Source organism: Acinetobacter sp. 5862 (assembly GCF_024494585.1).
Classification (GTDB): domain Bacteria; phylum Pseudomonadota; class Gammaproteobacteria; order Pseudomonadales; family Moraxellaceae; genus Acinetobacter.
The window spans coordinates 38436-51109 of record NZ_JANHGP010000022.1 but is presented as its reverse complement, the minus strand read 5'-3'; the positions used below and the strand labels follow the sequence as shown (position 1 = coordinate 51109).

9 protein-coding genes are annotated in these 12674 nt (G+C 38.3%); 4 read left to right on the top strand and 5 right to left on the bottom strand.

Annotated elements, in window-relative coordinates; translation table 11 throughout:
- Positions 1-71 precede the first annotated feature (71 nt).
- Positions 72-1220 carry an alpha/beta fold hydrolase gene (locus tag NO346_RS04045; protein WP_256414349.1) on the top strand — a complete coding sequence of 383 codons (1149 nt, stop codon included), beginning with the start codon at positions 72-74 and terminating at the stop codon, positions 1218-1220.
- A 109-nt stretch (positions 1221-1329) separates the two neighbouring features.
- On the opposite strand, the gene NO346_RS04040 is transcribed toward NO346_RS04045, so the two are convergent.
- From NO346_RS04040 to NO346_RS04020, 5 genes are all read right to left on the bottom strand, one after another.
- On the bottom strand, positions 1330-3390 hold the full coding sequence (locus tag NO346_RS04040; RefSeq protein WP_256414348.1) for a bifunctional diguanylate cyclase/phosphodiesterase: 2061 nt from the start codon (positions 3388-3390) through the stop codon (positions 1330-1332).
- Positions 3391-4149: 759 nt separating this feature from the next.
- A complete protein-coding gene (locus NO346_RS04035) occupies positions 4150-5046 on the bottom strand; it encodes a hypothetical protein (RefSeq protein ID WP_256414347.1) in 897 nt (298 codons plus the stop codon).
- A 98-nt stretch (positions 5047-5144) separates the two neighbouring features.
- Positions 5145-6161, bottom strand: a complete 1017-nt coding sequence (gene ilvC / locus NO346_RS04030; RefSeq protein ID WP_004659026.1) for a ketol-acid reductoisomerase — start codon at positions 6159-6161, stop codon at positions 5145-5147.
- A 104-nt stretch (positions 6162-6265) separates the two neighbouring features.
- Complete coding sequence (gene ilvN, locus NO346_RS04025; RefSeq protein WP_005162601.1) at positions 6266-6757, bottom strand: acetolactate synthase small subunit; 492 nt, start codon at positions 6755-6757, stop codon at positions 6266-6268.
- Positions 6754-8481 (bottom strand): acetolactate synthase 3 large subunit, encoded by a 1728-nt coding sequence (locus NO346_RS04020; RefSeq protein ID WP_256414346.1) that lies wholly within the window; start codon positions 8479-8481, stop codon positions 6754-6756. The genes ilvN and NO346_RS04020 overlap by 4 nt, the downstream gene beginning before the upstream one ends.
- 506 nt (positions 8482-8987) lie before the next feature.
- On the opposite strand from NO346_RS04020, the gene NO346_RS04015 reads away from it, so the two are divergent.
- The 3 genes from NO346_RS04015 (at position 8988) to leuS (ending at position 12661) form a co-directional block, all read left to right on the top strand.
- Positions 8988-9359: a DUF4124 domain-containing protein gene (locus tag NO346_RS04015; RefSeq protein WP_249570116.1), complete on the top strand. Its 372-nt coding sequence runs from the start codon at positions 8988-8990 to the stop codon at positions 9357-9359.
- A 76-nt stretch (positions 9360-9435) separates the two neighbouring features.
- Positions 9436-9900 carry a DUF4124 domain-containing protein gene (locus NO346_RS04010; RefSeq protein ID WP_256414345.1) on the top strand — a complete coding sequence of 155 codons (465 nt, stop codon included), beginning with the start codon at positions 9436-9438 and terminating at the stop codon, positions 9898-9900.
- A 136-nt stretch (positions 9901-10036) separates the two neighbouring features.
- Entirely contained in the window at positions 10037-12661 is a 2625-nt protein-coding gene (leuS, locus tag NO346_RS04005; RefSeq protein WP_256414344.1) for a leucine--tRNA ligase, read from the top strand.
- Positions 12662-12674: the final 13 nt, after the last annotated feature.

Genomic DNA, 12674 nt, shown 5'->3' with positions numbered 1-12674 from the left:
GAGTCAGTGAGCAAATGCTTTTTTTCTTCTAATATGCGGCTACACAGTTGTAACCATAGAGTTCTTGGACGATGACTCAATTGCCTAAATTAAAAAATACCTTTGTTAACGCTAAAACAGCCCAATCCATCTTAAAAACGCGTGCGGGTAAGCAAGCTGCACAAGTATTTTCAAATGCGGCAGATCGTTTCTTGAGGGGACATCAACTGGCATTGTCAGGAAAGACACCTTTTGAAGTCGTTTATGAACGTGAAATTATTAGCTTACGGTTTTACAAGTCAGACGTAGAATCGGGTGAAAATAAACACCGTGTGCCACTGGTTATTATTCCCCCATTAGCAGCGAACACCTTAGTGTTCGATTTGTTTCCTGATCGTAGTCTCATTCGTTACTTTCAAAGTCAAGGTTTTGATGTGTATATGATTGATTGGGGCACACCAAGCCTTAAACAAGCTAAATATAATTTCGGTACATATATCAAAATCTTTATGCCCGACTTTATCAGCAAAATTCGTGAACATAGCGGACAACAACAACTATCACTGTATGGTTGGAGTCTCGGTGGAGCTATCTCCCTTTGCTATACCTCATTATTTAAAGATAAAAATATTAAGAATCTAATGATTTTGGCATCACCAATTAACACTCATCAATCAGGTTATATTGGCAAGCTTTATCAAAAGTTAAACACGCCAGCACAATGGGTACGGACCAATACTAATTTCCGAATCCGTCAAATTCCGAGCCGCTATTTCCATATTCATGGTTGGCAAAATACGCTCGGATTTAAGCTCACAGACCCAGTGGGTAATTTTAAAAATTATTGGCAATTACTGAAAAATTTGAACGATCGGCAGTTTGTCATTAATCACGCAACATCAAGTTCGTTTGTTGACAATATGCTTGCATATCCTGGTGGTGTAATGCGCGATATTATTTTACGCTTCTGGATTGATAATGAACTTTCGACAGGTCTCGTTAAATTCGGAGATCAAACGGCTGATTTTAAAGATATTGAATGTTCAGTACTTGCGATTGGTGGGGATACTGACATTATTGTGACTACAGAAGCTGTACGACCATTAATGGATTTGATCAGTAGCCAAGATAAAACCTTTGAAATTGTCTCTGGTGGTCATATGGGTTTGGTTTCAGGTAGCCAAGCACCACAAGCAGTTTGGCCTGTCGTTAGCGCATGGTTGCAACAGCGCTCAAATTAAGTGCTTATAATTGCTAAAATAGTCAAGGCTGTGAATCTGTTTTACTTGAAAAGATATGAGCAGCCTTTTTCGTGAATAGATGATATAGAAATCGTTAGGTCCAAATAAACTAAGCAAAGTTGTGATGATTCAACACTAAATTTTCAACATTTACAGGCATACCCAATAAATAACCTTGTAATTGATTACATCCTAAATTAGTTAAAATATCAGCTTGTTGCTGTGTTTCTACACCTTCAGCTGTGACGATTAAGCCTAACCTAGCGGCAAGGTGAATGATACTTTCTAGAATTGCCTCTTCTTTCGAGTTTGGTTGTAAATCTATGAGAAAACCGCGATCAATTTTAAGTTCATCAACAGGCAGATCTTTTAAATATAAAAAGCTTGAATAGCCAGTTCCAAAATCATCAATCGCAATCCGAATACCCAACTTACGCAAGCGTTCTAAAGTGCGAATACTTGAATCAATATGATGCATTGCTGTTGATTCAGTGATTTCTAAAATAAGATTGTGGGGCTGAATTTGATATTGTTCTAAGAGCTGTTCTAATACGTTAAAAAGTTTTTTATTTTCAAATTGTAATGCAGATAAGTTGACGGCAATTGGATAAAAAGGACTATTACTTCGTTCCCATTTTTGAATCTGCTGACAAGCTTGCTCCAATGCCCAATATCCCATCGGAATAATCAAACCTGTTTTTTCTGCTCCCTCAATAAACATTTGAGGAGTCAACAAACCTAAGCTTGGATGGTTCCAACGAATGAGCGCTTCAATACCACAAACTTTATAATTCGCAGTAAATTTAGGCTGATAAAATAAAACAAATTGCTGCTCATCTACAGCTTTATACAAATCATTAATTAATTTGGATTGGCTACGAACATCTTGCTGATCTGTTGTAGAGTGGAAAACAGTAAAGGTATTTCTACCCTGCTCTTTAGATGCCAACATTGCTACATCTGCATTAATTAATAAATCCTGAAGATTCGTACCGTGCTCAGGATACATCGCAATTCCCAAACTTGCAGAAATATTAATTTCTTTTGTCGCAATCAGATATGCCTCTTGAATAAAATGCAGAACTTCTTCTGCCAGCAACATCGCTTGATTAACATCAGTATTTTCAGAGATCAATACAAACTCGTCACCACCAATACGAAATAGCTTATGGCTTGAACTTAATTTTTCATGTAACCGATTGGCCATTTGAATTAAAAGTTGATCACCAATATGGTGTCCAAAAGCATCATTTACCGATTTAAAGCGATCTAAATCAATATATAAAAATGCAGCTTTTTGTTCTTTTAAACGATGATGACTAAAAATTACTTCAGCATAATCTGTTAAGGATAAGCGATTTGGCAGTTTAGTTAAGGAATCATGTGAAGATTGGTTGGCTAACTCGCGATTAATTTTTGTTAATTGTTGGTTGCGCTCCTCTAGTCTCGCTTCTAAAACTGCAACGGCGAAACCAGCAACAAATACCAAACTGGTAATAAAAATAATGCTAAACAATAAAACGGCTTGCTCGGTATGTGCTGAGCCAAGTGCTTCCGCAAATCCTGTATCAAAATAAGTGGCTGCCATACCCGTGTAATGCATACCTACAATACTAAAAGCCATCAATATTGCAACGACAGCCTTTAGTGCAGTTTTATATTTAACCGCGGTTTTATATTTAAAAACGAATAAACAGCTCAAACCAGAACCACATACAGCAATGAGTACTGAACAAATCACGAGTAATGGATCATATCTCAATTGATGGTGTTCAACTGAAAGCGCCAACATCCCCGTGTAATGCATTCCAGATATCCCTAGCCCTAAGAATAATGCACCTAAGATCAGACGTGGCATAGGTAAAGTAGGTCTAGTGGTTAGCCAAACAGCAAATACCGAAGCAGTTGCGCCTATCAAATATGAAAGCACAGTCAAACTAATATCAAAATGATAGCCTTCAGGCAAATGGCTCGCGAGCATTCCAATAAAATGCATTGCCCATATTGCCAAGCCTAAAGTCAACCCACTCGTTACTAAAATGCTTTTCTCCAACTTTTTATAAGCAGCTTTAAAAACGAGTTCTTCCATTGAAACTGCAGCATAACAAGTCGCTACTGCAACCAAAATGGAAGCGATGACCCATGTGCTATCGTAATCAACGTGAACCATAAAGGACTTCCATGATTATTCAGTACTTTTTTTTATTTATTGAGCGAATTGCTCAAAATCAGAACGATCATTAACACTCAAAAAAGATACAAATTGTGTATTCATAAACTTTCCTTAACAATAACATCATCTAGTATAAGGTCAAGTCTTTTTCATTTTATAAATCAATAGAATAAAAACACATATTCATTTCAAACCAATGAAAATTCTTGTTTTTTACTGCAATTTTAAAAGCAATCAACAATTATAAAAGATGCACTACCTTTAATAAATGCTCTAAACATGTATATAGTATGCCTTTTTATCATGCTGTTTGCTATAACTCTGTTATTAAAAAAGACTAAGAATATGAAGTTTTTTATATTGAAAGCAAATAAGTGACTACACTCCTTATCAGGTAATTTATTTTTTATACTCTCAATAACATCTTAAAAATTCTGCTTACATCCATACGAGCCGCGAGAATTAACTTAACAACCTAAACAGCAAGATTAGGCTATCATCACGAGGTACAGCACTTTAAGTGATGCAATAAAAAAGCCCTTGTATAAACAAGGGCTTTTAAAGATCAAACTAAAACTTAGTTCTTCTCTTTGTCTACGATTTTGTTAGCTTGAATCCTGAGTAGGGGTTATTAAAGCACTGCTTTCTCACTACACAAGGAGCAGAGATTAGCTATGACTCATCTGCTCGAGCGCAAAAGCTATACTTCACACATAGTTGATTACCTATAATGTTATTTAATAGTTATAGAAAATTTTATGTCCTTTCTACAATTAAAATCATAGGTTTATCTTCTAATTTTAATTTTTCATGTATCTTAAACTCTAACTCCTCATTAGCAGCAAGCTCTGCTTTTAAGATAAAAAGTGCATCATGAGCAGTATCATTAAGCTCTGCTTCTAACTCCTTAGATCCAACCAATCCTTTCATGGAGTCAAAGACACTACTTTTCTTTTGTGCTTTTTCAGATGAATCTCTCAAAAACTCAAGTTGTAGACTATATGGCAAATAACCATAATCAACTTTTTTGCCATCAATACCAACAGTCTTATTAAATTTTTCCTTATGACCTGTTTTGTCTTTTTCTTCAAATGATTTAACTTTTCCATTATTCAAAATAGAATCATAAAAAACATTTAACTCTTCTATAGTTCTTGATAAACAAGTCAACTGATGTAATAGATATCCAGGAAATCTTATATCTTTGTTCTTTTTCAAATGCTGGCAAACAGCATCTATATCATATTGTAAAGCATAAGAAATTCCGCGATCTAAGCCTGTACGGGTTTGATGACTATCTAAAAAATATTGAATAGAATTTGACAAAAATAAAATCTCATTTTGACCTTTAATAATATCTAAATCATTCGAGATTTTGTGTGAGATTCGGCTTACTGATAAATTTTCCTGATAACTCAAAGGTAAACTTAATCCATTATTAACTATATTTAAACTTTTATTGAGTTTAATATTACTCTGATGTAGTGTATCGGTACTTGTTGAACGAATTTTAATTGCTATTCCAGAAGCCGAGGCTTGTAATTTTGGTAGAGCCACTTCTATTAGAAAATTTTTTCCTTGTTGAATTACTTTTTGCCCTGCTTCAGTTTGACTAAATTCATAAAACATCATAAGTAATTTTGCTTGATTCATATCTTTCTCTTATTCCATCATTCTTAAATCAATTAATCATTTATTTTATATAAAAAAACCCTTGCCGAAACAAGGGTTTTTTAAGATCAAACTAAAGATTAGTTCTTCTCTTTATCAACGATTTTGTTTGCTTGAATCCAAGGCATCATCGCACGTAACTTGTTACCTGTTACTTCGATACCATGCGCAGCATTTTGACGACGACGAGCAGTCATAGATGGGTAGTTTAATGCACCTTCTTGAATGAACATTTTCGCATATTCACCAGATTGGATACGTTTCAATGCATTACGCATTGCTTCACGAGATTGTTCGTTGATTACTTCAGTACCAGTCACATATTCACCGTACTCAGCATTGTTAGAAACTGAGTAGTTCATGTCTGCGATACCGCCTTCGAACATCAAGTCAACGATTAACTTAAGTTCATGTAAGCATTCGAAGTAAGCCATTTCTGGAGCATAACCCGCTTCAACCAAAGTTTCGAAGCCCATTTTAACTAATTCAACAGCACCACCACAAAGAACTGCTTGCTCACCGAATAAGTCAGTTTCAGTTTCTTCACGGAAAGAAGTTTCGATGATACCTGTACGACCACCACCTACACCTGAAGCGTAAGAAAGCGCTACGTTACGTGCATTACCAGAAGCATCTTGGTGAATTGCGATTAAGTCAGGAACACCTGAACCACGTTGATATTCAGAACGTACAGTATGACCTGGTGCTTTTGGAGCAACCATGATTACGTCTAAATCTTTACGTGGAACAACTTGGTTATAAAGAATAGAGAAACCATGAGCAAATGCTAAAGTCGCGCCTTCTTTGATATTTGGCTCAATTACATCACGATAAAGTTGAGATTGGAACTCATCTGGAGTCAAAATCATCACTAAGTCAGCTTGAGCAACAGCTGCTGGAACTTCAGATACTTTAAGACCTGAATTTTCAGCTTTTTTCCAAGATGCTGAACCAGCACGTAAACCAACAGTTACGTCAACGCCAGAATCTTTCAAGTTAAGTGCATGAGCATGACCTTGTGAACCATAACCAATGATTGCAACTTTTTTGCCTTGGATGATTGATAAGTCACAGTCTTTATCGTAAAAAATTTGCATCTGTTTTCTCCGCTAAAATTTTTGTCATTTCCCTTGTCATACAAGGATAGATTCTTTGAAACTTCCCAATTCTTGCATTTCTATATGAAGAATTGGGGAAGCGATTAAATACTTAAAACTTTTTCACCACGTGCGATACCAGACACACCAGAACGTACAACTTCTAGAATGGTATTTTCAGCAAGTGCATCAATAAAACCATCAATCTTTTCAGTTGTACCTGCGATCTGAATCGTATAAGTGGTTGGTGTTACATCAACGATTTGGGCACGGAAAATATCAGCTGTACGCTTAATTTCCGCACGAGCAGCACCTAAAGCTTTCACTTTAATCAACATAAGCTCGCGCTCAATATGCGCACCTTCTGACAAATCAACCACCTTAACCACTTCAACTAATTTATTCAGTTGTTTTGTGATCTGCTCGATTTTGTGATCATCACCATAAGTTGTCAGCGTCAAACGAGATAAAGTTTCATCTTCAGTTGGCGCAACGTTTAAAGTCTCAATGTTGTAACCACGTTGAGAGAATAAACCGACCAAACGAGAAAGCGCGCCTGCTTCATTTTCTACAAGTACAGAGATAATGTGTCTCATGCCGTGCGCTCCCCTTTACCTAACCACATATCTTTCATCGACTGACCTGCAATCAACATTGGATAAACATGTTCTGTACGATCAACCATGACATTAATGAATACACATTTATCATTAATCGCCATTGCTTCAGCCAGTTTAGATTCCAATTCATCTGCATGATTGATTTGAATACCTACGTGACCATAAGCTTCCATCAATTTTGCAAAATCAGGTAAAGAATCTACATAAGAGCTTGAATGACGCCCTTCATAGTTCATGTCTTGCCACTGCTTCACCATGCCTAAAGCTTGGTTATTCAAGCAAAGAATTTTCACATTTAAGCCATATTGCTTACATGTTGATAATTCTTGGATACACATCTGAATCGATGCTTCACCTGTAATACACACGACTTGTTGATCTGGGAATGCAAGCTTCGCTGCCATTGCATACGGTAAACCAACACCCATCGTACCTAGACCACCAGAGTTAATCCATTGGCGTGGACGTTTGTATTTGTAGTACAAGGCACCAAACATTTGGTGCTGACCTACGTCAGACGTAATGATCGCTTCACCATTGGTCACACGATCAAGCGCTTCCACCACTTGTTGTGGTTTCATTTCACCATTTTGAGCCGCTTCATAGCGTAAGCCATGAACTTTACGCCACTCATTAATCTGAGACCACCATTCAGCAATTGCTTCAGAATTTGGCTTAGACACATTCATCTGTTTAAGCTGAGCTAACATTTCCTGAAGAACTGGCTCAACCGCACCCACAATTGGAATATGCGCCATGATCGTTTTAGAAATGGTCGCTGGGTCAATGTCAATATGAATGACTTTGGCATTTTGACAGAACTTGGCTGGATTGTTGGTGACACGGTCATCAAAACGTGCGCCAATCGCCAAAATCACATCGGCATTATGCATTGCCATATTGGCTTCATAAGTACCATGCATCCCTAACATACCCACAAATTGTGGATCATTACCTGGGAAAGCACCTAAGCCCATCAAGGTATTGGTCACTGGATAACCCAATAGATGTGCAAGTTCAGTCAATAGTGCAGAAGCATTACCTTGAACAACACCACCACCTGTATAAATCATTGGGCGTTTAGCAGTGATCAGCTCATCAATTGCTTTGCGAATTTGACCTGAATGTCCACGTGAAGGCGGTTGATATGAACGCATCTTCACTTTTTCAGGATATTCGTAGGCGAATTTTTCCGCAGGATTGGTTGCATCTTTCGGAATATCCACCACAACTGGACCTGGACGACCAGAAGAGGCAATATAAAATGCTTTCTTAATAATGGCAGGAATTTCGCTGGCGTGACGCACTTGGAAACTGTGCTTTACGATTGGACGAGAAATACCAACCATATCTGTTTCTTGGAATGCATCTTCACCAATTAAATGTGTCGCAACCTGTCCAGACAAAATCACCATTGGGATTGAGTCCATATAGGCAGTTGCAATAGGAGTCACAGTATTTGTTGCGCCTGGACCAGAAGTTACAAGAACAACACCTGTTTTACCAGTTACACGCGAGTATGCATCTGCCATATGACCAGCAGCTTGCTCATGACGTACAAGGTAATGATTAATTTTGTCTTGTTGAAAAAGCGCATCATAAATATGTAAAACTGCGCCGCCTGGATAACCAAAAACATGCTCTACGCCTTCGTCCGCAAGCGCACGAACGAGCATTTCACCACCAGATAAAAGTTCCAACGTGATTCACCCTAGTGTTAGTACAATTTATGGGAGACATAAATTATATTTTCATTCATTAACTTATGCACTTTTCTAAGTGTGCGTATTCTACTCGTTTTTGCTGCAATAGGAAAAATTTTCTGACTCATCAGCCGTATAAGCTGTTATTACATCTCGAATCAAAACATGTTGGGATAAACATATTTCAAAAAATCATTCTCTCGGCTAGAAAGAATGTCCATTGCAAACCATGACATTTATTCGAAGGGTGATCAAATAAGCGCATATAAAACTAAGCAAGCATTTTTGTTGCTTTCATACACAAAGTCAAGAATAAAGAAAAGGTTTTTTTAGAATAATTTTTAGCTGTTGTTTTTTTAATCTCTCAGCTCAAGGTAATTTATCGATTCAAATGCCCATTTATCAAAAAACTATTTTCTTTTTATACAAAAATAGGCATTGTGATTGGCTAATTCAAACATTTTGATCGAATATAGACGGAATTCTTTTGGGGAGATCAAATTATGAAACCATCATATTTTAAAACAAGCCTATACGCTGTCGCAACTACGACTCTGCTTCTTTGTTCTAGCCAAAATTATGCTCAGCAGTACTACAAATGGATGGATGCTAATGGTTCAACCCATTACACCACGACTCCTCCACCAAAAGGAGCAAAACGATTAGATAGAATTTCCACTTATGGGACTAGCACTCAAAATCCAAACCCGCCGAAAGCACAGCAACCTCAAAATGAAAGTCAACCGTCTTCTGAAACACAATCACCTCAAAGCTTTGGTCAACCTTCAACGAATGTAGCTTCTCAAACTCCAGCTACTACTGCACCTGTTCAAACTCAAACTACAGCACCAGTTAGAGTAAAACCAAATCTTTAGATTCTTTTAATATAATTGAATAAAATGGTGACTCTAATATCACCACTTTATTCAATTTTTTAAAATACGAATATTTATGACAAAAACTCTTTTCCAACAACATTCTGTAATCACATTAATATTATCTATTTATCCAGCTACAACCTATCTTCAAGATTTTTATAAATGGGTCGATGCGAATGGCTCAACTCATTACTCAGTCACACCGCCGCCCTCCAATGCGAAAAAACTAGGCTCAGTATCCACCTATCAAAACAAAACAGAACAGTCCTCAAAAACGTTAAATTCACCGCAACCTATAAAAAACCCATACCAGTATTCATTTCCAGTAACTCCAAAAGATAAATTCACAGCAAAAGAACGGGCTAAAATTGAAGCAAAAGTACGAAAAGGAATGCAAGATTACTCTAAGGAGAAACGCACCAATCCTTATATAGACATGTTCGGCTCACTGACGGAACAAGATCTTAGATCCTCTTTAGAATCAGAATATCTCCAGAAAAAAGAGAAGTTAGCAAATTCAAGAGTATCAAATCGATAAAAGTATCTAATTTATAACTACACTGATACTCAAAATCAGAAGATAAAATCTTGCTCTAAAAACTGACATCCCCCCCTATTTTGCGCTATGCTGTGCGGTAATCTTAACTTTAATTTTTGTTGTATCGCATATCCCTATGACGACTTCTCACATTGACTCCGAATATCAAGCAAGTGCCATTGAGCCTCAAGTTCAACAAGACTGGGACAATCGCAAAGTTTTTAAAGTTGCAGACACTGTAGAGGGCAAACATCGCTATATCCTGTCGATGTTCCCTTACCCAAGTGGCAAACTGCATATGGGGCATGTGCGTAACTACACCATTGGTGACGTGATCAGCCGTTTTTATCGTTTAAAAGGCGAAACGGTATTACAACCAATGGGTTGGGATGCGTTTGGTTTACCTGCTGAAAATGCAGCGATCGCTCATCAAGTTGCACCAGCAAAATGGACATTTGAAAATATCGCGTATATGCGTGACCAATTAAAGAAACTGGGCTTATCCGTCGATTGGGATCGTGAGTTTGCGACCTGTACACCAGAGTACTACCACTGGGAACAATGGTTATTCGTACAACTTTATAAGAAAGGCTTGATCTATCGTAAGCTTTCAACCGTGAACTGGGACCCAGTAGACCAAACAGTGTTAGCCAACGAGCAAGTTGAAAATGGTCGTGGCTGGCGCTCTGGTGCATTGGTTGAAAAACGTGATATTCCAATGTACTACTTCCGCATCACCGACTATGCACAAGAATTATTAGACGATTTAGACACCTTAAAAGATGGTTGGCCACAACAGGTTTTGACCATGCAACGTAACTGGATCGGCCGTTCGACAGGGATGGAAATCACTTTCCCTTCTGCAAATACTGAAGTCTATGCAGATGGCCTAACCGTTTATACAACGCGTGCGGATACCTTAATGGGTGTGACTTATGTTGCGGTTGCAGCAGAACACCCTCTTGCGCTTAAAGCAGCGGAAAACAATTCTGAATTAGCTGCATTTATCGAAGAATGTCGTATGGGATCAGTGGCTGAAGCTGATTTAGCGACTGCCGAAAAGAAAGGCATGGCAACAGGTTTATTCGTAAAACATCCTGTAACTGGTGATGAGCTTCCTGTCTGGATCGCAAACTACGTATTAATGTCATACGGTTCAGGTGCTGTGATGGCTGTGCCAGCACACGACGAACGTGATTTTGAATTTGCCAACAAGTTTAATTTGCCTATCAAACAAGTGATCGATGCCAAAGGTACTGATGATGCAGATTACTCTGCAACTGAATGGCAAGAATGGTATGGCTCTAAAGAAGGTAAACTCGTAAATTCAGGCGAATTCGACGGTTTAGATTTCCAAGCCGCGTTTGATGCCTTCCTTGCAAAATTAGAACCACAAGCTTTGGCAAATTCTAAGGTTCTATTCCGTTTACGTGACTGGGGTGTATCTCGTCAACGTTACTGGGGTTGTCCAATTCCAATGATTAACTGTAACACTTGTGGTCAAGTCCCAGTGCCAGAAGATCAATTGCCAGTGGTATTACCAACAGATGTAGTTCCAGATGGTTCAGGCAACCCATTGAACAAGATGCCTGAGTTTTATGAAACTAAGTGTCCTTGCTGTGGTGGCGATGCACGTCGTGAAACAGACACCTTGGACACCTTTGTAGAATCCTCTTGGTATTATGCTCGCTATGCATCTCCAGATTTTACTGGCGGTATGGTAAAACCTGAAGCGGCTCAAAGCTGGCTTCCTGTGAACCAGTATATCGGTGGTGTAGAGCACGCAATCCTGCACTTACTTTATGCACGTTTCTTCCATAAATTGATGCGTGATGAAGGCGTAGTACAAGGCAATGAACCATTTACTAACTTGCTCACCCAAGGCATGGTGTTGGCAGACACCTTCTACCGTGAAGCAGAGAGTGGCAAGAAAACTTGGTTTAACCCTGCTGACATCGAATTAGAGCGTGATGAGAAAGGTCGCATTCTATCTGCGAAATATTCGGGTGATGGTCAGGAAGTTGTGATCGGCGGACAAGAAAAAATGTCTAAGTCGAAAAACAATGGTATTGATCCACAGGCCATTATTGACCAGTACGGCGCAGATACCGCACGTGTCTTTATGATGTTCGCTGCACCACCTGATCAATCTTTAGAATGGTCAGATGCAGGTGTTGAAGGGGCTAACCGCTTCTTGAAACGTGTATGGCGTTTGGCTGCTGGTTTCTTGGAAAAAGACAATCAAGCGACTGCAATTGATACAGCAAACCTCTCGAAAGACGCGCAAGATTTACGTCGCAAAACCCATGAAACCATCCAGAAAGTGGGTGATGACATTGAACGCCGTCATGCGTTCAATACTTCTATTGCGGCATTAATGGAGTTATTGAATGCGACCAATAAGTTTGAAGCAAAAGATGACAATGATGTAGCTGTTGCACGTGAAGCAATTACAACTTTATTGACTTTACTTGCCCCATTTGCACCACATTTAAGTCAAACACTTTTAGCACAGTTTAGTATTGATATTAATACGACACTGTTCCCACAAGTGGATGAATCAGCGTTAACCCGTAATACGCAAACGATTGTTGTACAAGTGAATGGTAAACTTCGTGGTAAGTTAGACGTCGCAGTCGATATCTCTAAAGATGAGTTATTGGCTTTGGCAAAAGCACTGCCAGAAGTTCAGCAATTCTTAACTGGTCCAACCAAGAAAGAAATTGTAGTGCCAAATAAACTTGTTAATTTAGTTGTTTAATAATTCTTTCTAA